This window comes from Holophagales bacterium, assembly GCA_016699405.1.
In the GTDB taxonomy this organism is placed as follows: Bacteria; Acidobacteriota; Thermoanaerobaculia; order Multivoradales; family JAGPDF01; genus JAAYLR01.
Genome location: CP064972.1, coordinates 339,139 through 364,893, shown reverse-complemented (window position 1 = coordinate 364,893; position 25,755 = coordinate 339,139). Strand labels below are relative to the sequence as shown.

Annotated in this window: 20 protein-coding genes and 4 tRNA genes; 18 read left to right on the top strand and 6 right to left on the bottom strand. The window is 71.1% G+C overall.

The genetic code is table 11. The features are described 5' to 3' along the window. Nucleotides 1-13 precede the first annotated feature (13 nt). From IPJ17_01600 to IPJ17_01570, 7 genes are read left to right on the top strand one after another with little or no spacing between them, the layout of a single operon-like run. Nucleotides 14-2,035, top strand: a complete 2,022-nt coding sequence (locus tag IPJ17_01600) for a hypothetical protein (GenBank protein ID QQR74313.1) — start codon at nucleotides 14-16, stop codon at nucleotides 2,033-2,035. A gap of 7 nt (nucleotides 2,036-2,042) precedes the next feature. After that, nucleotides 2,043-2,516 carry a prepilin-type N-terminal cleavage/methylation domain-containing protein gene (locus tag IPJ17_01595; protein ID QQR74312.1) on the top strand — a complete coding sequence of 158 codons (474 nt, stop codon included), beginning with the start codon at nucleotides 2,043-2,045 and terminating at the stop codon, nucleotides 2,514-2,516. A gap of 14 nt (nucleotides 2,517-2,530) precedes the next feature. After that, a complete protein-coding gene (locus tag IPJ17_01590; GenBank protein ID QQR74311.1) occupies nucleotides 2,531-2,962 on the top strand; it encodes a type II secretion system protein in 432 nt (143 codons plus the stop codon). A gap of 1 nt (nucleotide 2,963) precedes the next feature. Next, nucleotides 2,964-3,785, top strand: coding sequence for a hypothetical protein (locus IPJ17_01585; protein ID QQR74310.1), 822 nt, complete (start codon nucleotides 2,964-2,966; stop codon nucleotides 3,783-3,785). Further along, the gene (gene dut / locus IPJ17_01580) at nucleotides 3,782-4,237 is read left to right on the top strand and encodes a dUTP diphosphatase (GenBank protein QQR74309.1); all 456 of its coding nucleotides are present in this window, start codon (nucleotides 3,782-3,784) and stop codon (nucleotides 4,235-4,237) included. Before IPJ17_01585 ends, dut begins: the two co-directional genes overlap by 4 nt. Nucleotides 4,238-4,250: 13 nt before the next feature. Beyond that, entirely contained in the window at nucleotides 4,251-4,766 is a 516-nt protein-coding gene (locus IPJ17_01575; protein ID QQR74308.1) for an asparaginase, read from the top strand. Nucleotides 4,767-4,799: 33 nt separating this feature from the next. Next, nucleotides 4,800-5,762 carry an RluA family pseudouridine synthase gene (locus IPJ17_01570; GenBank protein ID QQR74307.1) on the top strand — a complete coding sequence of 321 codons (963 nt, stop codon included), beginning with the start codon at nucleotides 4,800-4,802 and terminating at the stop codon, nucleotides 5,760-5,762. Here IPJ17_01570 and tsaA read toward each other — a convergent pair. Continuing rightward, nucleotides 5,759-6,241: a tRNA (N6-threonylcarbamoyladenosine(37)-N6)-methyltransferase TrmO gene (tsaA, locus tag IPJ17_01565; GenBank protein ID QQR74306.1), complete on the bottom strand. Its 483-nt coding sequence runs from the start codon at nucleotides 6,239-6,241 to the stop codon at nucleotides 5,759-5,761. The genes IPJ17_01570 and tsaA overlap by 4 nt on opposite strands. Then, nucleotides 6,238-6,594 carry a cupin domain-containing protein gene (locus IPJ17_01560; GenBank protein QQR74305.1) on the bottom strand — a complete coding sequence of 119 codons (357 nt, stop codon included), beginning with the start codon at nucleotides 6,592-6,594 and terminating at the stop codon, nucleotides 6,238-6,240. Before IPJ17_01560 ends, tsaA begins: the two co-directional genes overlap by 4 nt. Nucleotides 6,595-6,695: 101 nt before the next feature. On the opposite strand from IPJ17_01560, the gene IPJ17_01555 reads away from it, so the two are divergent. From IPJ17_01555 to IPJ17_01540, 4 genes are all read left to right on the top strand, one after another. Continuing rightward, complete coding sequence (locus tag IPJ17_01555; GenBank protein ID QQR74304.1) at nucleotides 6,696-7,169, top strand: c-type cytochrome; 474 nt, start codon at nucleotides 6,696-6,698, stop codon at nucleotides 7,167-7,169. A gap of 58 nt (nucleotides 7,170-7,227) precedes the next feature. Then, nucleotides 7,228-8,742: a glycosyltransferase family 39 protein gene (locus IPJ17_01550; GenBank protein ID QQR74303.1), complete on the top strand. Its 1,515-nt coding sequence runs from the start codon at nucleotides 7,228-7,230 to the stop codon at nucleotides 8,740-8,742. Between the two features lie 123 nt (nucleotides 8,743-8,865). After that, nucleotides 8,866-10,221 carry a TonB family protein gene (locus IPJ17_01545; protein QQR74302.1) on the top strand — a complete coding sequence of 452 codons (1,356 nt, stop codon included), beginning with the start codon at nucleotides 8,866-8,868 and terminating at the stop codon, nucleotides 10,219-10,221. Nucleotide 10,222: 1 nt separating this feature from the next. After that, nucleotides 10,223-10,720 (top strand): hypothetical protein, encoded by a 498-nt coding sequence (locus IPJ17_01540; GenBank protein QQR74301.1) that lies wholly within the window; start codon nucleotides 10,223-10,225, stop codon nucleotides 10,718-10,720. Between the two features lie 18 nt (nucleotides 10,721-10,738). On the opposite strand, the gene IPJ17_01535 is transcribed toward IPJ17_01540, so the two are convergent. Both IPJ17_01535 and IPJ17_01530 read right to left on the bottom strand, forming a co-directional pair. Then, nucleotides 10,739-11,152, bottom strand: coding sequence for a hypothetical protein (locus tag IPJ17_01535; protein QQR74300.1), 414 nt, complete (start codon nucleotides 11,150-11,152; stop codon nucleotides 10,739-10,741). Between the two features lie 100 nt (nucleotides 11,153-11,252). Continuing rightward, on the bottom strand, nucleotides 11,253-12,842 hold the full coding sequence (locus IPJ17_01530) for a peptide chain release factor 3 (GenBank protein ID QQR74299.1): 1,590 nt from the start codon (nucleotides 12,840-12,842) through the stop codon (nucleotides 11,253-11,255). 208 nt (nucleotides 12,843-13,050) lie between these two features. Here IPJ17_01530 and IPJ17_01525 point away from each other — a divergent pair, with 208 nt between their 5' ends. Together IPJ17_01525 and IPJ17_01520 are read left to right on the top strand one after the other, a co-directional pair. Beyond that, nucleotides 13,051-13,653 (top strand): hypothetical protein, encoded by a 603-nt coding sequence (locus tag IPJ17_01525; protein QQR74298.1) that lies wholly within the window; start codon nucleotides 13,051-13,053, stop codon nucleotides 13,651-13,653. A gap of 238 nt (nucleotides 13,654-13,891) precedes the next feature. Then, nucleotides 13,892-15,094 carry a murein transglycosylase A gene (locus IPJ17_01520; protein ID QQR76061.1) on the top strand — a complete coding sequence of 401 codons (1,203 nt, stop codon included), beginning with the start codon at nucleotides 13,892-13,894 and terminating at the stop codon, nucleotides 15,092-15,094. 13 nt (nucleotides 15,095-15,107) lie between these two features. On the opposite strand, the gene IPJ17_01515 is transcribed toward IPJ17_01520, so the two are convergent. Beyond that, a complete protein-coding gene (locus tag IPJ17_01515) occupies nucleotides 15,108-16,655 on the bottom strand; it encodes a 3,4-dehydroadipyl-CoA semialdehyde dehydrogenase (protein ID QQR74297.1) in 1,548 nt (515 codons plus the stop codon). A 165-nt stretch (nucleotides 16,656-16,820) separates the two neighbouring features. Here IPJ17_01515 and IPJ17_01510 point away from each other — a divergent pair, with 165 nt between their 5' ends. Beyond that, complete coding sequence (locus IPJ17_01510) at nucleotides 16,821-20,927, top strand: carboxypeptidase regulatory-like domain-containing protein (protein ID QQR74296.1); 4,107 nt, start codon at nucleotides 16,821-16,823, stop codon at nucleotides 20,925-20,927. A 120-nt stretch (nucleotides 20,928-21,047) separates the two neighbouring features. On the opposite strand, the gene IPJ17_01505 is transcribed toward IPJ17_01510, so the two are convergent. Further along, a complete protein-coding gene (locus IPJ17_01505; protein ID QQR74295.1) occupies nucleotides 21,048-24,749 on the bottom strand; it encodes a DUF11 domain-containing protein in 3,702 nt (1,233 codons plus the stop codon). Between the two features lie 591 nt (nucleotides 24,750-25,340). Between IPJ17_01505 and IPJ17_01500 the strand changes: the two genes are divergently transcribed. The 4 genes from IPJ17_01500 to IPJ17_01485 all read left to right on the top strand — a co-directional run bounded on the left by IPJ17_01500 (nucleotide 25,341) and on the right by IPJ17_01485 (nucleotide 25,726). After that, a tRNA-Pro gene (locus IPJ17_01500) sits at nucleotides 25,341-25,414 on the top strand. 52 nt (nucleotides 25,415-25,466) lie between these two features. Then, nucleotides 25,467-25,543: transfer RNA gene (locus tag IPJ17_01495), tRNA-Arg, on the top strand. 20 nt (nucleotides 25,544-25,563) lie between these two features. After that, nucleotides 25,564-25,638: transfer RNA gene (locus IPJ17_01490), tRNA-His, on the top strand. 11 nt (nucleotides 25,639-25,649) lie between these two features. Continuing rightward, nucleotides 25,650-25,726, top strand: a tRNA-Arg gene (locus tag IPJ17_01485). Nucleotides 25,727-25,755: the final 29 nt, after the last annotated feature.

Below are 25,755 nucleotides of genomic sequence, written 5' to 3'. Positions count from 1 at the left end.
GGGGGCGTCGCGCATGAAGATCCAACGGACGGGAGTGGCCCTGCTGCTGCTGGCGGTGTTGTCGCTCGGGACGGCCTGCAGCGGTTTCCAGACCCTGCGTCGGGCCGAACAGGCCGAGCAGCGGGAGGACTGGGACGCGGCCGTGCTGCGCTACCTCGAGCTGGTCAACCAGGAGCCCGACAACGCGCGCTACAAGGCCGCGCTGCTGCGCGCCAAGATCAAGGCCTCGCAGATGCACTTCGAGCGCGGCAAGCGCTTCCACGAGGCTCAGGTGCTCGACCGTGCGCTGGTGGAGTACCAGCAGGCCGCACAGCTCGACCCGACGAACCAGTACGCGGCGGTGGAGCTGGAGAAGGTCCGCAATCGCCTTGCCTCGGCGCGGCGCGACAGCCCGCTGCCCCTGACGCTCGACGAGATGAAGACGAAGACACGCGGCGCTCAGGCCCAGCCGCCGGTCCTCAACCCGCGCTCCAAGGAGCCGATCTCGCTCGACTTCCCCAAGCCGGTGTCGCTCTTCGACATCTACAAGGCGCTCGGCAAGGCGTTCGGCATCAACATCCTCTTCGACCCGAACCTGCGCGACCAGAACCTCGCCATCGAGCTCAAGGACGTCACGGCGGTGGACGCCCTGGAGATCCTGATGCGCGCTTCGGGCCAGTTCTACAAGGTGGTCGACGAGCACTCGATCATCATCGCCGCCGACAACCCGCAGAACCGGCGCAACTACGAAGACCAGGTGATCCAGACCTTCTTCCTCTCCAACGCCGAGGTGAAGGACGTCGTCAACCTGCTGCGCAGCCTGATCGGTTCGAAGAACGTCTCGCCGATCGAGGCGCTCAACGCCTTCACCATCCGCGACACCGCCGACAAGGTGAAGGTCGCCCAGCGCATCGTCGAGGGGGTCGACAAGTCGAAGGCGGAGGTGGTGGTCGACGTCGAGCTGCTGCAGGTCAACACCAGCCGGCTGCTCGAGCTGGGTGCGTCGCTGTCGAGCTACCAGATCGGCCAGTCGCTCGACCTCGGCGGCGAGGACACGCCGATCCGTTTCTCCGACCTGCAGAACCTGACCCAGAACAGCTGGTCGCTGACGATTCCGTCGATCATCTACGACTTCGTCAAGACGAACAGCGACGGCCAGCTGCTCGCCAAGCCGCAGGTGCGCATCTCGGAGGGGGAGAAGGCCAGCCTGCACATCGGCGACAAGGTGCCGATTCCGGTGACCTCGTTCAACACCTCGCAGACCGTGGGCGGCGGCACCATCGTGCCGATCACCTCGTTCCAGTACCAGGACGTCGGCATCCGCATCGAGATCGAGCCGCGCGTGCATCACAACAAGGAAGTGACCCTCAAGCTGAAGATCGAGGTGTCGCAGATCACCAGCTACGTCGCCGGGTCGGGGGGGCAGCGCCAGCCGGTCATCGGCACGCGCAACATCGAGTCGACCATCCGTCTGAAGGATGGCGAGACGAACTTCCTCGCCGGTCTGATCCGTACCGACGAGTCGCACTCCGACAGCGGCCTGCCGGGCCTCTCCGACATTCCGATCATCGGTCGCCTCTTCGGGAAGACCTCGACCGACACGACGCGAACCGACGTGCTGCTGACGCTGACGCCGCACATCATCCGCACGCCGAACATCAGCGAGGACGATCTGCTGCCGGTCTGGGTCGGCACCGAGCAGAACATCACCTTCCGCGGCGGCAGCCCGCGCATCGAGTCGGAGGTGGAGAGCGGTCCGTTCGAGGAGGAGTCGGGCGCGACGCCGGAGGAGATCCAGGAGAAGATCCGCGAGCGCCTGCAGCGGCTCCCCCGCGGGCTGCAGCAGGGCGAGACCCCCGCACAGCCGCAGACGCCCCCCGGCGGACTCGAGCTGGCTCCCGGAGCGGCGCCGAGCGACGCCTTCCGCCCGGCGGCGAAGCCGACCCCGCCGCCACCCCAGGACACGCCGCAACCGGGGGTCGGCGTTCCTAACGTCGAGGAGCCGCCAGGGATGGCGGCGCTGGCGCCGCCGGCCCCGGCCGTCGTCGCGGCCTGAGGCGAGGATGGCCGACCGCCGCCGTCCGCGGCGTACCCGCGGCTACACCCTCGTCGAGCTGGTGGTGGTCTGTGCCACGCTGGCGGTGCTCGCCGGCATCACGATGCCGGTGGTCAAGTTCACCGTCAAGCGGAGCAAGGAGATGGAGCTGCGGGCCGACCTGCGCGAGATGCGTGCCGCGATCGACGAGTTCAAGCGCTACAGCGACGCCGGGCTGATTCCCATCGAGCTCGGCACCGACGGCTACCCGAAGGACCTCGACGTGCTGGTCGAGGGCGTGGACGTGGTCGGCCAGGTCGATCGTCGCGTGCGCTTCCTGCGACGCCTCCCCATCGACCCGATGACCGGCGACACGGAGTGGGGGCTGCGCAGCTACCAGGACGATTGGGATTCGACGAGCTGGGGCGGCGAGAACGTCTACGACGTCTATTCGCTCTCCGGCGGGATGGGGCTCAACGGCGTCCCCTACACGAAGTGGTGAACGGAGCCAGCGTCATGCGCATCCCCCGCAGCCGCCGCGCCAGGCGCGGCTTCACCCTGCTCGAGCTGATCATCGTCGTGGCGATCATCGGCATCCTCGCCTCGATCGCCATGCCGGCGCTCAAGGACATGCCGCGGCGGGCTTCCGAGTCGGTTCTGAAGACCAACCTGCGGACGCTGCGCGAGGTGATCGACCAGTACTACGGCGACAAGGGGCACTACCCGGAGACGCTGGAGGCTCTCGTCGAGGAGCGCTATCTGCGCGCGGTGCCGATCGATCCGATCACCAAGAGCGCCGACACCTGGCAGCTGGTGTACGAGGAGCTCGATCCGGAGAGCGCCCCGGCGGAGACCGACGTGCCGGAGGGCGGGGGGCCGGGGATCATCGACGTGAAGTCGGGCTCCGCCGCCCTGTCGCTGTCCGGTACCCCCTATGCGGAGTGGTGAGTTGAGACGCCGCCGTCGGAGCCGTGGCTACAACCTGGTCGCGGTGGTCATGCTGGTCACCGTGCTCAACGTGCTGGTGGCCGCTGCGCTGCCGCTCTGGAGCACGGCCATCCGCCGCGACAAGGAGGAGGAGCTGATCTCGCGCGGCCTCCAGTACGCCGAAGCGATCCGCATCTTCCAGAAGCGCTTCGGCCGGTTGCCCAACCGTCTCCCCGAGCTGCTCGAGGTCAAGCCACGCTCGATTCGTCAGCTCTGGGAGGACCCGATCGCCGGCGGCAAGAAGTGGCGCCTGATCGTCGACGGCATGGGCACGCCCGTTCAACCGGGAGGTCTGCCGATCGTCCAGGGGCAGGGGCCCGGAGGTCCGTCGGGAGGGGTGGGCGATCCCGCGACGGCGCCGCCCGAACCGATCGGCAGCATCGAGAGCGACCTCGACGCGGCCTCCTCTTTCGGGAACGTCGCCCTCCCGACCGGGCCGATCCGCGGCGTCAAGAGCATGAGCGACGAAAGCTCGCTGAAGCTCTTCTTCGGCAAGAGCCGCTATCGCGAGTGGGAGTTCAAGGTCGACCTGCTGGCCGCCGCGCCCGTCGGAGCGCCGGGGATGCCCTCGCCGCGCATCAACGCCACCGTCCTCGGGCGCCCGTACCGCTTCCCGCCGCCCGGGGGGATCCCCGGAGCCACGATGCCGACGGGGCTGCCGGGTCCGCCGGGCGGGCTGCAATCCGGAGGGATGCCTTCCGGCTCTCCCCCCCAGGGGCCGGGGGTCGGCATCCCGAACTTCCCTCCGGAGCCCGACACGACGAAGGGGAACGGCGACTCGTGAGCGCTGCGCCGATCGTTCGCGTGCGCCGGCTGGAGCACGCCGCGGGGCTGCCGCTTCCCGAACCGGCGTCGGCGGGGAGCGCGGGAGCCGATCTGCGCGCGGCGATCGCCGCGGAGTTGGTCCTTGCGCCCGGTTGCCGGGTGCTCGTGCCGACCGGGCTGATCCTCGAGATCCCGCCGGGCCATGAAGGGCAGGTCCGGCCACGCAGCGGGCTGGCGCTGCGTCACGGCGTCACCCTGGTCAACACGCCGGGCACGATCGACAGCGACTATCGAGGCGAAGTCGCCGTCTTGATGATCAACCTCGGCCAGGAACCGTTCACCCTGCGGCGAGGCGAGCGCATCGCCCAGCTCGTCGTCGCGCCGGTGTCGATGCCGGTCTTCGTGGCTGCCGAGGAGCTCGGCGAGACGGCGCGCGGCGGCGGCGGATTCGGTTCCACCGGGCTCGGCTGAACGGAGAGGTTCGATGGCTATCCGCATCCTCGTGACCGGTGGCACGTTCGACAAGGAGTACGACGAGCTCACCGGGCGCCTCTACTTTCGCGACACCCACCTGCACGAGATGTTGCGGCTCGGCCGGTGTCGGGTGAAGGTCGAGGTGCGGACGGTCATGATGGTCGACAGCCTGGAGATGACCGACCAGGACCGCGAGCTGCTCCTCGCCACCTGCCGACAGGTCCCCGAGGACCGGATCCTCATCACCCACGGCACCGACACGATGGTCGAGACGGCGGGGGTCCTGGCGAGCGCCGCTCTCGGCAAGACGATCGTGCTCACCGGGGCGATGGTGCCCTGGGCGTTCGGCTCCTCCGACGGCCTCTTCAACCTCGGCAGCGCGCTCTCCTTCGTCCAAGTGCTTCCGGCCGGTGTCTACCTCGCGATGAACGGCTCCTGCTTCGCCTGGGACAACGTGCGGAAGAACCGGCAGCTCGGGGTCTTCGAGACGCTGGCCGATCGCGACATGCCGCCGGCGCGCGGCTGAGACACGCGCCCTGCCTTCCCGCCTCCGCAACTGATGGTGAAGCCGCGAGCCCGTCCGACCCGCCCGGTCCGTGGCGCCTCGCCCGCCGGCGCGGACGCCGAGCGGCTGGCGCGCCGGGTGCAGCGCGAGCACCCCGAGCTCTCCTTCTCGCGTGCGAAGAGCTTCATCGAGGAGGGCAAGGTCCGCGTCGGCGGCGAGGTCGAGCGCGACCCCGGCGCCTGGATTCCGCCGGCCACCGCGATCGACCTCGACCCGGGGCTGCCACGCCACGGCGGCGAGGGGCGGGTCGACCTGGTCCACCTCGACGCCGACCTCGTCGTGGTGGCGAAGCCCGCCGGACTCCTCTCGGTGCCGACCACCCTCGGTGAGGAGCGCGAGACGCTGGTCTCGCGCCTGCAGAAGGAACTGCGACGCCGCGGCGGTGCGAGCTTCGTCGCCGTCGTTCACCGTCTCGACCGCGACACCTCGGGGCTGCTCGCCTTCGCGCGGAATCTCGCGGCGCAACACGCGCTCCAGGAGCAACTCCTCGATCACAGCCTGGGGCGCGTCTACGACGCCGTCGTGGAGGGCGATCTCGCCGCGGAGGCCGGCACCTTCGACTGGCCGCTCGTCGGCGACGGCGTGCGGCGGCGGCGCTGGGTCGCGGGCGCCGGGGAAGAGGGCAAGTGGGCGGTGACGCACTACCGGGTGCTCGAACGCTTCGGCATCGCCACTCTCGTCGAGGTCCGTCTCGAAACCGGACGCACCCACCAGATCCGCATCCACTTTTCCGCCGCCGGTCATCCGGTGCTCGGCGACGCGGTCTACCGGCCGCGCGAGGCCGAGCCCTTTCCCGTGCCGGTCGAGCGCCTGGCGCTGCACGCCGGGGCCTTGCAGCTCCGCCACCCGCGGGACGGCCGCGAGCTGAGGTTCACCGCACCCCGGCCCGACGACTTCGCCGCGCTCGTCACGCGACTGCGGGCGCGGACCGGCAGGTCGATCGACCGCTCCGCCTAGGCCGCCGGCGGATCGGCCTTCCGGCCCTCGTCGTCGAACCAGCCCCGCCGGAGCCGCTCCGCCGGGACGCTCGACATCACCGGCTTGAGGTCGAGCACCGGCGTTCCGTCGAGCATGTCGAGACCGCGCACCCGCACCGTCGACCCCTCGCGCCCGAGGATCTCGACGACGGTGAGGCCGAGCGGGTTGGGGCGGCGCGGCGAGCGAGTGGAGAAGACCCCGTGCGGCCGGCTGGCTGTCGGGGGCTGGGAGTGCAGGTCGAATCCGACCGAGCGATCGAAGACCCAGATCACGAAGAGGTGCGAGAAGCCCTCGATGTCGTCGAGCCCGGCGGCGAGCTCGGGCCGCAGCTCGATCGTTCCTTCGGCGAGATGCTCGGCGCCGCGTCCACGCGGGACCTCGGCCGTTTCTCGATACGGGCTGCGGACTCGCCCGATCGGGCGCATGGCGATCTCCGCTGCGGCCACGTCGTCGGTCATCGTTCCTCCGGGGTGGGATCGAGATGCAGCGCGAGCCAGCGGGTCGGCTGGTCGGGATCGGTCCAATCGACGCGATGACGGCAATGGGCAGGCAGCAGGACCCAGTCGCCGGGGTGCAGCTCGCGCGAGCGGTCCTCGCCGTCGATCCGCAGGCGCGCCGCGCCGCTCAGCAGCACGACCCACTCGTCGCGTGGGGCGTCGTACCAGAAGTCCGGTGGCGACGCCTGGCCGGTCGAGACGATGCGCTCGAGCAGCACGCCGGGCCGTTCGAGCAGGCAGTCGAACCGCTCGCCCGTCGCCGCGCCGGCGGGCGCGACGAGAGGCGGTGTGAACAGGTTGCCATGCGCGATCATGATCGGGATTCCACCACAGCGACGCCGGTTCGCGGGAAACCTGCTAACCTTTTCTCGTCTCCAGCGAGAGGACTGCACCGATCTCAGAAAGGGGGGTCGTGATGAGTCGAAACGAACGGGAGCGGGCGGCACGAGCGCTCTCGATCGCCATCGGTCTGCTCGTCGTGACGGCGGTGCTCGGCGCCGTGACCGGCATGGCTGTCGCGCAGAAGGGTGGCTCGGCGGGAGAGAGCTACTCGGCGTTCAACGGCAAGATCTCCTACAAGACCTACTGCATGAACTGTCACGGTGTGGGCGGCAAGGGTGACGGCTACATCGCCGACAGCCTCAAGCAGGCCCCGACCGACCTGACCGTGCTGGCCAAGAAGAACAGCGGCGCCTACCCGGCCGAGCGCGTCTGGGCCAGCATCGACGGCACCGAAGCGATCAAGGAGCACGGCACCCGCGAGATGCCGATCTGGGGCGAGGCCTTCCTCTGGCCCGATTCGACCCCGGAGCGCCAGGCCGAGGCCAAGCGCAAGATCGGCGAGCTGGTCGAGTACCTGCGCTCGATCCAGGATCCGCCGGCCAAGTGACGGCCCATCGCGGCGAGCCAGCCATCTGAGCACCGCTCCATCGGTCGTCGCGCCGATCGTGCCGACCCCTTCGCTACCGGCCGAGAACCCGGCGGGCTCTCGGCCGGCGGGTCGGCTTTTCGCCGCCGTTCTCGTCCTCTACGCCCTCACCGCCTACGGCGGCATCCGCTCGCCCGACGGCGAGGCGGTCTATCGGGTTGCCGAGTCGCTGGCCCTGCACGGCTCGTTCGCCGTCGAGGAGGAGCTCGACTGGCGGGGGTTCGGGCTCGCGCGCGGCCGGGACGGTCGGCTCTACTCCGTCTTCGGACCGCTGCAGTCGCTCGCCGAGGCCCCGTTCGTCGCCGGGGCGAATGCCATCCTGGGCGAGCGCTCGGACGCCGGTGGGAGAGTCCCCTTCGGCCCCAGCTTTCACGTCGGAGACGGACTGCCCGCCGCCGTGCGCGGCGAGCGGCCGACGGTGCCGCGGCCCCACGCCCTGCGCTTCGCGGCGAGTTGGGCCACCGTGCTGGCGGCGGCCGCCAGCGTGCTCGTCTTCTTTCGACTGGCCCGGCGTTGCGGCCGCAGCGACCGGAGTGCGCTCGTCGCGGCGTTGCTCTACGGCCTCGGCTCGCTTGCCTGGTGGTACGCGGGGAGCGACTTCTCCGAGCCGCTCGCCACGTTGCTCGCCCTGCTGTCGCTCGACCTGCTCACCCGCTCCGACCGGCGACTCGTCGGGCCGCCGCGCCCGGACGCATCGGCGGTCGCCGGCCTGGCGCTCGGACTCTCGATCCTCGCGCACGTGACCTCGGTGCTCTTCGTACCGCTTTTCGCCCTCTATGCCGGGGCGCGGTCGCGCACGACGGGTCCGACCCTTCGCGGCGGGGTCGCTCGGCTCCTCCGCTTCGCCGGCGGTCTCGCCGTGCCCCTCGCGGCGCTGGCGCTCTACAACGCCGCGCGATTCGGCTCTCCGTTCGAGACCGGTCGGGCTGTCGACCCGGCCGCCGCCGCGGCGCTCGGCTACGGCCGGTTCGTCGCGCCCTGGGCGGGGCTGCACGGCCTGCTGCTGTCGAGCGGCAAGGGGGTCCTGCTCTACTGTCCCGCCGTTCTGCTCGGCGTGGTGGCGTGGCCGGCGTTGCGGCGCCGGCATCGGATCCTCGCGGACGTCCTCGCCGGCTCGGTGCTCACGCGACTGTTCTTCGTCGCCGCGCGTAGCGATTGGCACGGCGGGTTCGCCCTCGGGCCGCGGCTGCTCGTGCCGACGATCCCCTTCTTGCTCCTGCCGGTGGCGGCGTGGCTCGCCGAGGGCGGTGGAGAACGGTTCCGCCTCGTCGCCGGGGTGACGCTCGCCTGTGTCGTCCAGCAGCTCTACTTCGCCCTGGCGGAGGTCTTCGGCTTTCTCCACCTGACGAACACCGCCAACGCCGACTTCGACTGGCGTGTCTCGCCGCTGCTCCACCTCTGGCAGGCCAGGCCCGCACCGTGGTGGCTCTCCGGCCACTTCGTCCCGCTCGTCTGGCTCTGGCTGGGAGCTGCCGTGATCCTCCTGCCGGGGCTCGCCTGGCTCCTCGGCCGGCTGCGCGGCGAAGCCGGCTGAGGCCGGACCAGCCGAGGCGATCCCGATCGCGTTGCGGGACAGCGTCGAGAGATTGCGTAAGATTCCAGGTTCGGTCCCTGTCGAGCGCCCTGCCACCGCCCCTCTCTGGTCCTCCAGCCACCCATGCCGATGGTCTCCGACTCCCCTGCTGAGCGCCGCGCCGGCCCCGCGAGCGGAGTCGACCTCGCCGCGGTGCTGCCGCCGACGGGAGAGGGACAGGAGCTGGTCTATCGCGACGATCTGACGGGGCTCTACAACCGGCGAGCCCTCAGCCGGCTCTTCGCCGAGCGCTGGCCGGCGCTGCTCGCCGCGCATCGCGAAGTCGCTCTGCTCATTCTCGATCTCGATCTCTTCAAAGAGGTCAACGACACGCACGGGCACCTGGTCGGGGACGAGGTCCTGCGCGCGGTCGCCGACCTTCTGCGCGAAGGGTTCCGTGCCACCGACTTGCGGGTGCGCTACGGCGGAGACGAGTTCGTCGTCGTGCTGCCCGGGGTCGGAGCGGAGGAGGCACGCGGCCTCGCCGAGCGCATCCGCCAGGCGCTCGAGGGCCGGCGCTTCGGCTCCACCGCTCCGCAGGCTCCGGCCGGTCTGGCGGTGAGCTTCAGCCTCGGCGTCGCCGCCTCACCGGTCGATGGCGCAACCGGAGAGGCGGCGCTGCAGGCGGCGGATCGACGGCTCTACGAGGAGAAGCGCCATCGCTCCGCGGGGACTTCCACGCGATGGCGGGTCGCGCTCTTCGCCCTGGTGGTCGCGCTCGCCGCCGCCGGGTCGGCGTTCTACTGGGTAGCCCGGCGCTCCGAGCCGTCCTCCCCGGTGCCGCCGGCAGTCGCGACCGCGGTGGCACTCCCCGCCGGGGCGATCGACGACTCGAGCGAGCGGGCGCGGATCGCCGAGCTCCAGGCCGAGGTCGAGCGCCTGCGTCAGGAGCTCGCCGAGGCGCGCCTGCGGGGCGAGAGCGGTGCTGCGGCCGAGCGGCGCCGGGGCGAGCTCGAGTCGCTCTTGCGCCGCCTCGTCGAGCGGCGCGACCTCGAGGGTCGTGGCGTCGAGAGCCGGCCGACCGCGGGCGGAGGCGGCGTCGAAGCGGTGGCACCCAGCCTCGCCGTGCCCGTCGTGCCGGCTTCGCCGGGCGAGCCGAGCGCCGCTGCGACGCACCTGCCGGACGAGCCGAACGCCGCGCCCGCCCCGGGAGCTCCGGCGTTCACCCCGCCGGAGCTGCTCTCGGTCGTTCGCCCCGACTACCCGGTCGCAGCTCGGCGGATGCGGCGCACTGCAACGGTCGAGCTGCACGTGCGGATCGACGCCGAGGGTCATGTGACGGCCGCCGAGCCGTTGGGTCCGCCGGCCGGCCTGGGGTTCGACCAGGCGGCCTATGCCGCCGCCATGCAGGCGCGCTACCGCCCGGCATTGCGGGAGGGACGGCCGGTCGCCAGCGAAGCGAAGCTCTCCATCGTCTTCGACCTGCGGGGAAGGGACTGACGTGGCCGCCGAGGGTCTCGGTGCGGTCGGGTGGGCCGGCGCGCATCCGCTGCTCGTTCACCTTCCGATCGCCTGGGTGGTCGCGGCGGTCGCCGCTCTGGCCGTCGCCGTCCTGACGCGCGAGGCTCGGTCGCTCGCCTCGCTCCGGACCGCTCTGGCGCTGCTCGCCGCGAGCGCCGTGAGTGCGGTCCTCGCGGTGCTCTCGGGACAGGCTTCGGCGGCGGCCGTCGCCCTGCCGGTCGGCGCCGAGCTCCTGCTCGCCCGCCATCAGCAGCTCGGGCTGTTCCTCGCCGGTGGGGTCGGTCTGCTTGCGCTCGCCGTGGGGGGGGTGGCGCTCCACCCCGCGGCTCGCCGTCGACGGCTCGTCCTCGTGCTGCTCCTGGTGGCTGGCACCGGCATCGTGGCCTTGACCGCGGCCACGGCGCATCTCGGTGGGAGCCTGGTGCACGAGCTCGGCGTCCGGGCGTGGAGCCTCCCGGCAGCGCAGCCGCGACCCTAAGCGGTCCCTCGTCCTTCGCTAGATTCCCAGGGCTTGCAGGGCGGCGGGGAACTGGTCGTGGCGCAGGTGGACGATCACGGCGTAGCCGCCGCGGTTGTCCGCCACGCCGATCGAGGCATAGGGGTTCGCCCCGGCCTCGAGCAGCTTGCGGTGGATCTCGGCAAGCGCCCCGAGCTCGTCGTCGCCCTGCACGAGTAGCGCGCGATGCGGGCCGGTGGCGGAGAGCCCGAGCGATTCCACCACCCGCCGCAGCAACTCCCCGTCTTCCGGGAACAACACCAGCTGCATCGCGTGCATCCCCACCGGGATCGCGTTGAACGCGAGCAGATTGACTCCGGCGTCGGCGAGGCGCGCCAGCAGGTGGTAGGCGGCCGCCGGCTCCTCGTGAACCGTGGTCTGGTAGTACTCGACGGTCCGGATCGTGTCGCCCATCGCCCCTCCTCCGCCGGCCGGGTCCGGCCGTCCTGTCGGCCGCGTCGGTCGCGTCGTGTCCTGGTCGCGATGCTACTCCCCTCGCGGGGCGGGGGAGAGGCTACTGCAGGTGTTCCTTGGTCTTGCGGAAACGCAGCTTCGGCCAGTCCTCTTCTGCCGCCTTCATCCGCCAGGCCGACGGAGCGAGATAGACCGGGTCGCCGTGGACGTCGTCGGCGATGTGGTGTTCGTGCGCGGCGAGGAAGCGCTTGATCTCCGCCTCGTCGTCGGCCTCGATCCAGCGCGCGGTGTGAAGGGACGTCGGCTCGAAGCGCGCCTCGACGTCGTACTCGGTGCGCACGCGGTCGGCGAGCACGTCGAACTGCAGCGGGCCGGCGACGCCCACCACCCACTCCGATCCCTGCCGGGTGCGGAAGATCTGCGCCGCACCCTCCTCGGCCAGCTGCGCGAGCGCCCGTGAGAGGTGCTTGGCGCGCAGCGGGTCGACCGGCCGGACCTTCTGCAGCAGCTCGGGGGCGAACGACGGGATGCCGGTGAAGCGCAGCACTTCGCCCTCGGTCAGCGTGTCGCCGATGCGCAGCAGGCCGTGGTTCGGCACGCCGATGATGTCGCCGGCGAACGCCTCCTCGGCGAGCTCGCGTTCGCGAGCGAGGAAGAGGACCGGGCTGTGCACGGCGAAGTCGCGTCCGGCACGCACGTGGAAGAGCTTCATGCCGCGCGTGAAGCGCCCCGAGCAGAGCCGCACGAAGGCGATGCGGTCGCGATGCTTGGGGTCCATGTTCGCCTGGATCTTGAAGACGAAGCCGGAGACGTTCTCCTCGAGCGGCTCGACGACGCGCTCGCGCGCCGGCGACGGGCGCGGCGACGGGGCGAGCTCGACGAGCGCGTCGAGCAGCTCCCGCACGCCGAAGTTGTGGATCGCCGAGCCGAAGAAGACCGGCGTCATGTGGCCGCTGCGGTAGGCCTCGCGGTCGAACGCCGGGCAGAGCGCCGAGGTCATCGCCACTTCCTCGCGCAGCTGCTCGACGACCGACGGGGCGAGCAGCCGCGCGAGCTTCGGGTCGTTCATCCCGTCGACCCGCTCGCGCTCGGCGATGTGGTGGCCGTGACCGCGATCGAGCAGGATCAGGCGGTCGCCGAGCAGGTCGTAACAGCCCTGGAACTGCCGCCCCATGCCGATCGGCCAGTTGGCCGGCGTCACGTCGAGCTGCAGGTCGCGCTCGATCTCGTCCATCAGCTCGAACGGCTCGCGCCCCTCGCGATCGAGCTTGTTCATGAAGGTGACGATCGGCACGTCGCGCAGGCGGCAGACCTCGAAGAGCTTGCGCGTCTGGGTCTCGATCCCCTTGGCGGAGTCGATGACCATCACCGCGGAGTCCACGGCCGTCAGGGTGCGATAAGTGTCCTCGGAGAAATCCTGGTGACCCGGCGTGTCGAGCAGGTTGAAGGTGCAGTCCCCGTACTCGAAGGTCATCACCGAGGCGGTGACCGAGATGCCGCGCTCCTGCTCGACCTTCATCCAGTCGGAGCGCGCGCGCCGCGCGTCGCCGCGCGCCTTGACCGCTCCGGCGAGCTGGATCGCCCCGCCGAAGAGCAGCAGCTTCTCGGTCAGCGTCGTCTTGCCCGCGTCCGGGTGGCTGATGATGGCGAACGTTCGGCGGCGGGCGACCGCCTGAGAAAGGGTGGACATGGTCGGACGGATCTCCGGAGGACGCGCTCGAAAGCGCCGGGGCCGGCGATTCTCTCACCGATGGCCGGCTCGGCGCCATGGCGGAACCCGGCGGATCGGCGGGAGCTCGAGTCGCTCCTCGCTTCGGCCGCGTGGCCCCCGAGGGAGGCGACCTGCGCTCCATCTCGGGGAGGCGGGACTGCTGACCGACCCGCTCGTGGAGCTGCTCATGGATCCGATCACCCTGGACGTCGACGCCGAAGGGCGGCCGTTGCTCGGCGCGATGCTGGCGCGACTCGGGCTACTGCCGAAGGAGGACCTCCTTCGGGCGCTCGATCGCCAGGAGCGCGAGGGGGGGCGGATCGGCACGTGCCTCGTCGAGATGGGGTTGGTGAGCGAGACGGTGCTGCTCGCCGCCCTGGGTGCCCAGCTCGGGGTGCCGACCGTGGACGGAAGCACCCTGGAAGGGGTGGCGGGCCCGGAGATACCACGACTACCGGAGCGTGCGGCGCGCCTGCTGCGTGCCGTCCCCTTCGCCAGATCGCCGAAGGGGCTGCTCGTCGCCATGGAGTCGCCGCGGTCGATCTCGCTCGTCGACCAGGTGCGCGCCGTGTGCGGCGGTCCGGTCGTTCCACACCTCGCCCTCGAGCTGCGGATCGCCACCGCCCTCGCCCAGCACTACCGGATCGAGCTGCCCGGGCGCATCGGGCAGGTCCTGCAGCGCCTCGAGCGACGTGCCGCGGCCGCCAAGCTCTACGAGACTCTCCCGACAGCCGGAGCGCGGATTCCGGGGAGCGGGGAGCGCCGGCCCGGCGGGGCGAACCGCGCCTAGCCTCGCCGGACCGGGAAACCCCGCAGGCCGCCGTCGAGCTCGCGAGGGTCGGCCGCGGCGCGCGGAGCGTGCGCCGCTCGCCAAGAGGTGAGACGATCGAGGCCCGATTCGGCGCCGGCGAATTCTGGCGTCGCGCCGGAGCGACGTCATGCGCGAACCGACTCGATCTGCTGCCCCGCCCATCCGCTCCCGCTCGTCGGAATGGGCCCTTGCCGTCCTCGCGATCGGCTTTGCCGTGATGGCGCTCGTTGCCTACTGGTCGCTCACCGAGCTGCGCTCGTCGCCGCTCGCCATCGTCGTGCCGGGTTCGCTTCCGGCCGGTCGAGCGGTGCCCACGAGCGACAAACGGACACTCGTGCGCGTCGACTTCGCGGCGCTCGCCGGTTGGGAGGCCGATCGACTCGAGGAGGCGCTCGCACCGTTCGTCGCCACGTGCGACGGGGCGCGCGGCAGCTCCGATCTCGGCCGCCGGCTCGCCGCCGCGGGGCGCGACCTCGCGCCGCTCTGTGCGGCGGCACGGGCGCTTCCGGGGCGCGACCCGGCCGCCGTGCGCGCCTTCTTCGAACGCGAGTTTGCCGTCTATTCGGTGCGCAACGGGGTACGCGACGAGGGGCTCATCACCGGCTACTACGAACCGGAGCTCGCCGGAGATCGCAAGCGGCGCGGCCCGTTCGTCCACCCGCTCTATCTGCATCCGGGCGACATGCAGGTCGTCGACCTCGGCGAGTTCAAGCGCGACCTCGCCGGTCGCAAACTGACGGGGATGATCCGTCAGGGGCGCTTCCGCCCCTACTGGGATCGCGCCGAGATCGAAGGCGGGGCGCTCGCCGGGCGCGGGCTCGAGCTGCTCTGGGTGAGCGACCCGGTGGCGCTCTTCTTCCTGCAGATCCAGGGGTCGGGGCGGATCCGCCTGCCCGACGGCGCGCTCGTGCGCGTCGGCTACGCGGGGCAGAACGGACACGACTACACGGCGATCGGCAAGGTACTGGTCGAGCGCGGCGAGATGACGCTCGAGGAGGTGTCGCTGCAGTCGATCCGCGCCTGGCTGCGCGCGCATCCGCGCGAGGCGAAGGGCGTGCTCGACGCCAACCGCTCCTTCGTCTTCTTCCACACGCTTCCGGGACGCGGTGCCGTCGGCGCCGCCGGGGTCGAGCTCACCGCCGGCCGCTCGCTCGCCGTCGACGACGACCTCCTGCCGTACGGTCTGCCGCTCTTCCTCTCGACGACGCTGCCGGCGGCCCCGGAGGTCGGTCGGGTCGCCGAGACGCCGTTCGCGCGCCTGCTCGTCGCCCAGGACACCGGCGGCGCGATCCGCGGCCCGGTGCGCGGCGACCTCTTCCTCGGCGCCGGAGCCGAGGCCGAGGCGATCGCCGGCCGGATGAAGCAGCGCGGTCGCCTCTGGTTGCTCTGGCCGCAGCGACTGGGTGAGCCCGCTCCTTGAGCGGTGAGTCGCCTCAGCCGAGAGCGTCGAGGCGACGCTTGGTGCCCTGGACGGCGACGCGCTGCAGGTAGAGCCGGAGTCCGACGAGACCGCCGAGCTCTTCGCCGCCGCCGGCGCGTCCGGGGCCGCCGTGCTGTGAGCCGGGGAGGGCCGCTCCGGAGCCGAGGCCCTCGGCGTCGGAGGAGCCCCAGTAGATTCGCCCGGTCACCGCGCCGCCCGCGGCGAGGTAGCTCGCCACCCAGGCGTCGTCGTCGGAGTAGAGCGAGGTGACGAGCGTGCCCTCACCGAGCGCGACGATCCCTGCGGCCTCCTCGGCACCACCCGTGTACGGCAAGAGCGTCGAGACCGGGGCGAAGACCTCGAGCGAATGCACGGCACCGGCGGACGTGGGGTCCGCGACCTCGAGCAGCGTCGGCGCGAGGAAGTAGCCTCGGCCTGCCGGTGAGCCGACGCCGTCGATGCGCTCTGCCGAGCCGAGGACGAGTCGCGCGCCGCCGGCGCGGAGCGTTGCGATGCCGTCGATCGCCGCGGCGAGTTGACCCGCCGTGGCGAGCGGACCCATGCGCACGCTCTCGTCGACGGGGTTGCCGACGACGGTGCGAGCGAGCCGCGCGGCGAGCGCGTCGCGCAGTGCCGCGAGGTGCTCGCGCGGCGCGAGGACGCGACGGATCGCCGTGCACTTCTGCCCGGCCTTCTGCGTGATCTCCTGCGCCACGTCGCGCACCAGCTTGTCGAAGGCCGGCGTGCCGGCAACGGCGTCGGGCCCGAGCACGGCGGCGTTGAGCGAGTCGGCTTCGACGTTGACCCGCGTGCCGGCGGCGAGCAGCCGTTCGCGGCGACGCAGCGCGAGCGCCGTGTCGGCGGAGCCGGTGAAGGCCAGCACATCCTGGCCGCCGAGTTGATCGAGCAGGTCGCCGGTGCCGCCGACGACGAGTTGCAGCGCGCCTTCGGGGAGCAGCTTCGCTGCGACGAGGATCTCCACCGCACGCGCGGTGACGAGCGCCGTCGCGGTGGCCGGCTTGACGATCATCGGCATGCCGGCGAGAAGCGCCTGCGCCGCCTTCTCGGCGAAGCCCCAGAGCGGGAAGTTGAAGGCGTTGATCGCCACCGCGACCCCGCGGCGCGGAACGAGCAGATGCCGGCCCCAGAAGCTCTCGCTCTTGCCGAGCTGGAGCCCGGTGTCCTCGCCGAGCGTGTGGCGCTCGCCGAGCGAGCGGCCGAGCGCGGCGTAGAAGGCGAGCGTGCCGCCGCCGCCGTCGATGTCGAACGACCCGTCCATCGCCGTGGTGCCGTTGTTGTCGCGCGAGAGGGTGAGGAGCTCGTCGCGGTGCTCGCGCAGGGTCCGCGACATCGCCTTGAGCAGCTCGCCACGCGCGGCGAAGGTGAGCTCGCGCAACGCCGGGCCGCCGCGCTCGAGCGCGAAGCGGTAGGCCGCACCGAAGTCGGCGCCCCGCGACGACGCGCGCGCGAGCGGCTCTTCGGTCGACGGGTTGACCAGGGTCTGGAACTCGCCATCGGCCTCGTGCCAGTGGCCGTCGAGATAGCTGCGCAGGGTCTGCATCGGACCGTCCTTCCTTCGCGTGAGTCGGGAGCGAGAGCGGCGATGCTATCAACCCGGGCTCGCGTTGACCGCTTCCCGCGGCATCGACCTTGGACGGACCGGCGGCGCTTGACGTATTTACCGAAGAGCCGCATTCTGCTGGCACGATCGAGGAGGAGGCCTGCCATGGCGACGCAACGTCGAGTTGCTCCGAGCGAGACGCAGTGGATCGCGGTTCTGTTCCTCGCCGGCGCCCTGCTCCTCGGGGCGGTCGCGGCGCGAGGAGAGCCGATCGCGTTGCACGGGGTCGCCAAGGCCGGGGAGCGACCGCTCGTCGGTGGGACGGTCGAGCTGCTGCCGCTGCTCGGTGAGCAGGCGGCAGCGGAGCTGTGGCTCTCCGGGAAGACGTCTCCGGAGGCGCTGGCGCGGACGGCGAGCGATGCCCGCGGCGCGTTCGTCGTCCCGGTCCGGGAGGCGGGCAACTACCGGATTCGCCTGACGGCGCCCGGACGCGTGCCGCTGCAGATCGAGCTCTCCGGAGTCGTCGAGAGCTTCGATCTGCCGGCCGCCGCGCCGGCTCTGGAGCAGATGCTGACCGTGGCGGTGCGCGACGAGGCGGGCCGGCCGGTCCGCGATGCCTGGGTCCGTCTGGTCGAAGATCGGCCGTGGCTGGTTCCCTGGGCCGAAATCCCCTGGACGTCGGCCGAACGGCGCGGGATGACGGGAGCGGACGGGACGGTGCGGTTGCCGAGAGCCGCGGGCGAGTCGACCATGGTCGCCGTCTTCAAGGCGGGGTACCTTCCGGTCGAGCGCGAGGTGAGCGCTTCGGGGCGGCTCGAGATGATGCTCGAATCGGCACCCCAGGTACCGACGGTGGTCGTCGGACCCGACCGAACCCCGCGCTCCGGAGCGCTGGCGCTCGTCGGGAAGGCCAAGTGGCCCCTCGGTCCGGCCGACGATGCGGGCCGGTTGTCGTTGCCCGCGGCCGGGAAGCGATCGGTGCCGCTCATCGTGCGGACGCCGGGAGGAGAGCGACGAGAGACGGTTCTCCCCGCGGCGGCCGCGCCCGACGGCGCGGCGCAGCGCCTGGTGCTCGCGGCGCGGCGCTCGCTCACCGGGCAAGTGTTGAGCGGCAAGGAGCGCGCGCCGCTCGCCGGCGCGCTCGTCTGGGGCTTCGATCCGGGGAGCTTCGTGCGCTCCGATGGCGCCGGGGTCTATCGCCTGACCGAGCTGGCTCAGGACTTCCTCCTGGTGAGCGCTGCGGCGGCCGGGCACCGTCCGGAGCGAGCTCTGGCGAGCCAACTGCTGAACGATGCCGAGGTCGGTCCGACCCTGAGGCTCCAGCCCGCGGTGGCGCTCGTCGGCCGGGTGATCGATGGCTCAGGGAGCCCGCTGGCCGACGTCGATCTCGTCGCTTCGCCGGTGCCGCTTCGCCAGGGCGGCGGCACCACCGTCAGTCTGGTGGTGCGCGGGCGAACCTCCCCCGACGGGGGCTTCCGGCTGCCCGGCGTGGCGGGGGAGGCGGGGATCGAGCTCCGCGCGATCCACCGTGCTTTTGTCCCCTGGCGTGAAGACCTCCCTCCGATGCCGGCCGGTCCGACGTCGCTGAAGACGATCGTGCTCGACACCGGACGCGTCGTCTGGGGTCGCGTGCAGGACGTCGAAAAGCGGCCGGTCGCGGGAGCGACGGTGCGCCTCTTCGACGTGGCGGAGGTCCGTAGCAAGCTGCCGTGGGACCGAGAGGAGCCGTTGGCGACTGGCACGAGCGACGGCGACGGGAGGTTCACGCTGTCTCATGTCGCCGCGGGTCGCTACGACCTGGGGCTGACGGCTCGCGGCTTCGCGCCGCTGCGCGTCCCCGGCCTGACGATCGACGCCGCGGATCCGAACCGAGAGCTCGGGACCGTCACGCTCGCTCCCGGAGCCCTCCTCGAGGGTCGTGTGGTCGACGCGAGCGGCAAGGCGATCGACGGGGCGGAGCTCTACTTCGAGCCGGCCGACTCGTCGCGCGCCTTCGGGCGTTCGTTCGGCGATACGGACGAGCCGCCGACGACGACCTCGGCGGCGGATGGCTGGTTCCGCCTCGACGACCTCGAGCCGGGCCGGCCGATGACGATCACCGTCGAGCACGAGGGCTTCGGAACGACCATCCTCAATCGGGTCGCCGTGCCACGCGCCGAGCCGCTGGTGGTCGTGCTCTCGGCCTCGGGGGGGATCGCCGGTCGTGTCGCGACGGCGGAGGGCAAGCCGATCGCTGGTGCGATGGTGGCACTCTCGGTGCGCCGAACGATCGGCGAAGGGGAGGCAAGGTCCACCGTCGGCAAACCGTTCGAACCGATCCGGACCGGCGAGGACGGTCGGTTTCGCGCCGAGGGAGTCGAAGCGGGAGATGTCTCGATCTGGGCAGGAGCGGGAGGCTACGCGAACGCTCTGACCCGCCTCGAGCTCGCTCCGGGGCAGGTGATCGAAGACTTCGAGATCGTCCTCCTGCCGGGGGCCCGACTGTCCGGCCGAGTGCTCGGTCCGGACGGCGAGCCGCGCGAGGGGGTTCAGGTGGTGGTTCGCCAGGGCCGCGGCGTGAACGCTGGGGCGAGATCGGATGGCGGAGGGGGCTTCACGATGGATGGTGTCCCCCTCGGCCGGTGTCGCGTCTCCGCGCTGGATCGAGAGCTCGGGCAGGTCGCCTCCGAGGTCGAGATCGTGGCTGGAGAAAACCGGGCGGAGCTGCGCTTCGCGGCCCGTGGCGAGGTGAGCGGGCGAGTGCTGTCGCTCGCGGGAGCGCCGCTTGCCGGCGCGTCGGTCGAGCTGCGTCGGGTCGGTGGGGTGTCTCTGGGGTACCAGCGGCAGGCCACCGGGCCGGACGGCGACTTCCGCTTCACCGCGCTCAGCGGGGGTCTCTACGAGCTTTCGGCGAGTGCCGACGGGTACGCCGCTGCGGGCCTGCCGGAGCCCCTGCGAGTCGCCGACGCCCCGGTTTCGGGGATCGACCTTCGCCTGGGCGACGGCGGAGCGGTTCGGGGGCGGGTGGTCGGCCTCGAGCTCTCGGAGATGACCACGGTCCGCGTGCAGGCTCGTCTGGGTGACGCGGGGATCTCCCGCTCCACGACGCTCGACTTCGCCGGGCAGTTCCGCTTCGACCACCTTGCCGTCGGCGAGTGGATCGTCGCGGCTCGCCACGACGAGGACGGACGGATCGCGCAACGTACCGTGTCGGTCGCGGGAGACGGATCCGAGGCCGAGGTCGAGCTCGAGCTCCCGAAAGGGATCCGGCTCTCGGGGCGGGTCGAACGGGATGGCGCGCCGGTCCGCGAGGCGACGATCCTCCTCGCAGCCCGTGAGCGGCAGCGTTTCCTCTCGACCTCGACCGACCTCGACGGTCGCTTTGCCTTCGCGGGTCTGGTCCGTGGGACCTACGACCTCGTCGTGCGCGGGAGGAGCGCGCGCCTTCACGACGAAGAGCTCGCCCTGGAGGCCGACCGGGAGGTGGCGATCGATCTCACGGCGTCGGTGACGCTGCGGGGACAGCTCGTCGACGCGAACGACCAGCGGCCGGTAGCCGACGCGACGCTCCTTCTCGCCCCCGCGGGCGAGAGCCCGTCGCGACGGGAGCTCCGCCAGTCCTACGCGCAGTCCGACAGCGGCGGCAGCTTCCGTTTCGATGGCGTCTCACCCGGCAGCTACCGCATCCGCGTCGAACGCGATGGGTACGAGACGGCCGAGCGACCCGTGGAGGTCGGCGAAGGTGAGGGCGAGGCGCTTCGCTTCGAGCTCACGTCGACCGAGGGGTTGACACTCGAGCTGCGCTCGGCCACCGGCGCGGTGCCAAGCGCCGTCCGCGTCGCGCTGCGCGGAGCCGACGGCCGCCTGCTCTCCGCCGATCTGGTGAACCCGGACGAGCGCGGGCGGGTGCGCATGGGGACGGCCCCACGCGGGAGCTGGGAGCTTCTCGCGCAGTCGGACGACAGCGCGCTCGCCCGCGTTCCGGTCGTCGCCCCCGGCGGCCCCTTCCTCGTGCTGCTGGCAACGGGCGCCGCCCTCGATGTCGTGGTCCCGGCCCTGGCGGGGGACGACACCTGGGTGCCGCTTCGTGTCGTCGACGCCGAGGGTCGTCCGTTCGAGGCGCTGTCGGGGACCCAACTGCGCGGGGAGTGGCGGCTCTCGCGCGGCCGCGCGCGCCTGGTCGGTCTTTCGCCCGGCCAGTGGAAGGTCTCGGCGACGCTCCCGACCGGGGGTGAGCTGACGGCGAGCGTGAACGCCGTCGCGGGCGCGCTCACCACGGTGACCCTCGAGTAGAAGCTCGCGCGCCGGGTTGGGAAGTCGCGCGGCGCCCTCGCTCGACCCGGGCGAAAAGAGAACGGCCCCGGCACCCTTGCGGGGCCGGGGCCGTGGAAGGGCTCGCGTGAGTCCGTGCGGCTACGCCGAGCGCCGGCGCAGGGCGACGAGGGCGAGGGCGGCGAGCACGAAGGCGAGCGCCGCGAGGCCGAGGCCGGAGAGCGTCGGAATCTCGAGCACGCTGCCGCCGACGACGAAGACCGTCGGGTCGGCGCCGCCGGCGACGGCCGGGTCGTCGGTCGAGGCGCTGGCATCGTTGCTACCGTTGCCGTCGCTGTCGTAGCTGATCGTCCCCTGGTTGCTGATCGTCTGCCCGAGCGTGCCGGTGTTGACGGTGGCGGTGATGGTGATCGTCACGCTGCCCGCGGCCGGAATCGCACCGTTCCAGGTGACGGTGTTGGTGCCGATGTTGGCGAGGGCGGTGCCGCTCGTGGCGCTGGCGGAGACGAGCGTGAGCGTCGCCGGAAGGACGTCGGTGAGCTCGTCGCCGGGGTTGTCGTTCTGCGATCCGGCGCCGGCATTGGTGAGGACGATCGTGTAGGTGACCGTCGTGGCCTGGCCGAAGGTGCCCGAGGCCGACTTGGTCCCGGTCACTGCGGCGCCGCCGGCGACGGTCGTGGTGTCCGTCGCCGAGTTGTTGCCGGGCGTCGGATCGGTGACCCCACCGGCGGCGGCGACCGTCGCCGTGTTGCTCAGGGTGCCCGGCGATCCGGCGATGGTGCCGCTCGCGGTGTAGGTCACCGAGCCGCCGGCCGGGAGATTGACGGTGTCGTTGATGTTGCCGACGCCGTTGGCGGTGCAGGTGCCGCCGCCGGCACCGACACAGGTCCAGGTCGGCGAGGCGAATCCTGCCGGGAAGGTGTCGCTGACCAGCGTGCCCGGAGCGTTGCTCGGGCCGGCGTTGCTGACGACGATCGCATAGGCCGAGCTTTGACCGAGGTTGGCGTTGGTCAGCCCGTCCGTCTTGGTGATCGAGAGATCGGCCTGCGGCGAGAGGGTGTCGCTGTCGGTCGCCGAGTTGTTGCCCGGGGTGGGGTCCGGGGTGGCGCTCGTCACCGTGGCGGTGTTGGACAACGAACCCGTCGCCGATGCGCTGATCGCGCAGGCCGCCGTGTACGTCACCGAGGCGCCCGCAGGGAGGTTGACCGAATCGTTGATGTTGCCGGAGCCCGCCGCGGTGCAGGTGCCGCCAGCACCCGTGCAGGTCCAGTTGCAGGTGAGGGTCGCCGGGAAGGTGTCGGCCACCGTCGAGCTGACGGCGTTCGAGGGACCGGCGTTCGTCGCGACGATGGTGTAGGTCACCGAGCCGCCCGGTGTGGCGGTCGTCACGCCGTCGGTCTTCGTGATCGTGAGGTCGGCCTGCGGCGTGAGGGTGTCGGTGTCGGTCGCCGAGTTGTTGGCCGGGTTCGGATCGGTGACCGAGCTGGAGACCGTCGCGGTGTTGACCAGGGAGCCGGTGGCGCCGTAGGTGATGCCACAGGTCGCCGCGTAAGTCACCGAGCCCCCGACGGGGAGGTTGACCGTGTCGCTGATGTTGCCCGAGCCCGCCGCGGTGCAGGTGCCGCCCCCGGCGCCGGCGCAGGTCCAGGTGCAACCGGCGTGGAAGGCCGAGAAGGTGTCGGTGACCGTGGCGCCGGTGACCGGGTCGGTGCCCGCGTTCGAGGCGGTGATCGTGTAGGTCACGTTGGTGCCGGGTATCGCGGTCGTGACGCCGTCCGTCTTGGTGATCGAGAGGTCCGCCGAAAGCGCGCGGCAGGCGGTGACGGTCACGTCGTCGATCGCCAGGCCGGCAAGCTGCACGGTGTTGTCGGCGGTCAGGTTGAAGTGCAGCTCGGTGTTGAGGCCGGCCAGCGAGTCAGCGCGGGCGCTCATCGCGCTCCAGCCGGAGGATTCCTGGATGGTCGTCGTTGGGTTGCCCACCGCACTGGTCATCGTGGCGTCGAGCCATTCCCACAGGCGGACCGGGGTCGCACCGCCGACCTGCTGAAAGTCGATGAACGCGCGATCGAAGCTGGCGCTCTCGATCTGGAAACGTTGAGACCAACGGACGGTCACTGGCGCCGAGAGGCCGGCGAGGTTGATGGCGGGCGAAAGCAGATCCGCCGGGGAGCCGGCGGCGACTCCCGTGTTGTAGGTGTTGTCGAGGTCAGTCTTCCAGCAGTTGCTGCCGCTTGCACAGCTGGTGATCGGCGCAAAGGCCGGAAGCCCGCGCTCCCACTCGTCGATCGCGCCCGAGTGGGTGAAGCCGCCGTCGTTGGTCTCGAAGTCGGAGCTGTAGACCGTCGTCGGCGTAAAGCCCGGCGCGCAGGCAGGTGGGGGTGGCGGCTCGCAGATCGTCAGGCTCCAGGCATTGAGAGTGCCGCCATCGCCCGTCGCGTCGTCGCGGAGCGTCAACGTCCAGGTCCCGCCGGCATCCTCGCCATCGAACCAGGCCAGTCGGTAGGCGAGCTCGGGTTGGAGCACCATGCCCGCCGAGAGTGCGAAGGCCGGAGGGAGAGCCGCTTCGTCGTCGAAACGCAGGTCCATGAGCGTCTGTGTGCCGCCGGTCGTCGCGCTGCCGATGTCGGTGAAGAGGCCGTTGTCGTTGCCGGCCGGCGACACGAGGTGAGCGTCGAGGTCCTGCATGAAGGTGTGGTTCAAGTTGATGGAGACGTCGAGGTCGGCAATCCGTAGATTGCCCGGCACGGTGATCGTCGAGCTGACGCTTCCGGGTCCGGTCGGGATGGTCTGCGGCACGTTCGTCGAGGTGTAGGTCGTGCAGCTCGCGGTGGCGTCGACGTGAGGCCGCACCGACACGCTCAGGTGGTACGTGGCGCTGGCGCCGAGTCCTGCCGCAACGGTCGAGTCGACGTAGATGTAGTAGGTGCCGGCATCCTTGACGGTAAGGAAGAGAGCTTCCGAGTTCGGGTCGGTGCTCGTTGCTCCGGCGTTGGCGTCGTTGGCCACCAGGATCTGGTTGGCGGGAGGGTTGCCGAACAGCCCGAATCCGAGGCGGCCGTTCCAAACGGACGCGTCCCGCTCGGGGTTCATGTCGAGGCTCAGGTACACGCTGTCGCCGGCGGCCAGGGTCAGGCTGAAGAAGTCGGCCTCGCCGGGGGACACGGCGGTAACCGTTCCGCTTGCCCAGCCGGACGCAGGCAGCGGGGTTGCCGTCGCTGTCGTGTTGTTCGGCTCGACCTCGGCGGCGGGGGCGCCGCTCTGCAAACGGAACTGAAGTTGATAGGGACGGATCGTGCCGGTCGCGAGGTTGTGTCTTACCCGCAAGAAGTATGTGCCCGCGGCAGGGATCGGGGTGCCGGCGATCGACGACGAGCTGCCGTTGAAGGTGCCGTCGTTGGGGTCATTCTCGAGCACGGTCGAGCCGTCGGTGGCGATTAGGTCGAGTACGCTGTCCCCGCTTGCCGAGGCATCGAAGAGGGTCTGCACTGCTGCGTAGACTCGGTCATTGGCCGCTGCGGTGAACGAGAAGAAATCGACATCGGCGGCTGGGTAGACAGTGCCGAGAACGACCGCGCTCGCGCCGGCGACCGCGGTCGCCGTGGCGCTCGTCCCGTTGGGCTCGATCTCGGAGCCGAAGCTCTGCCCAAGCACGGCATGGGGGAGCGTGGCACCGGTCGCGGTGATGGGCTTGCCCGTGCCGTCCGCGGAGCTTGGCGTCAGGCCCTCGGGGCCGACCTCGAGGATTTGGAAGGTCGCCGGCGGTGTGGCGAAGGCCGCGAGCGGCGCGAGCGCGAGACCGGCCAGAAGCAACACGATCGATAGACGACGACTCGAGGTACCCATCGACGACTCCTCCCCGCGCAGGGCGCGGCACAAGGTCCAGAAACAGGGGTGATCGGCGAATCTTAAGCCGTGCGAGCCTTCTGAACAAGCGGCAAAATAAGGACTTAACGAGTCGGCTTGTGGGCGCTGCGGAGTGCCGAGCGAGTGGTGAGACGAACCTCCGGAGTGCCCTCGACGGAGGCGGTCCGCTGCAGTCGACTCGGGAAAAACAAAGGCCCCGGCCCGCTTGCGCGGAACCGGGGCCTCGGGTTGGTGTCGGCGGCGTTGGGTTGCCCTGCTCCAGGGCCTGCCCGCGGCGCGACGTCCGCCCCAGGAGGTACCCTAGAAGGACGCCACCTCCACCAAGCCAGGTTTACGACTGTCCACTGGACCACCTCCTTCCTGGGCGTATCCGTCGATGGCGGGTCCCACCCCGCCCGGTCCCTTGGGCCGCCCAAGCCTCGTCAGGACCGCCGCGTCACCGCACGGAAGCGATGCGCGGAGGCTCGGGAGAAGACTCGCGTGTCGCCGCGCCGCTGTCAAGCGGGAGCGCGGCGTGGCCCGGCGGCGATTGACACCTCGCCGTCACGCTCCTAGACTCGCAGGCTCGGTCGGGGCGTAGCGCAGCCTGGTAGCGCACCTGCCTTGGGCGCAGGGGGTCCCCAGTTCAAATCTGGGCGCCCCGAATTCCCGAGCTGATATCCCCGGACCGCTTGACCTGGCTGGGGTTCGATACGGCTGCCTGTAGCTCAGCTGGACAGAGCGGCGGCCTTCTAAGCCGCGGGTCGGGGGTTCGAGTCCCTCCAGGCAGGCCAGACCTTTGACAACGACTTCGGTGAGTGTAGCTCAATGGTAGAGCACCGGACTGTGGCTCCGGACGTTGGGGGTTCGAGTCCCCTCACTCACCCCACACCACCTCGCGCGCCCGTAGCTCAGCTGGATAGAGCGACAGCCTCCGGAGCTGTAGGTCAGAGGTTCGAATCCTCTCGGGCGCACCACTCCGATTCGTTGACGTCGCGGGCGTTTC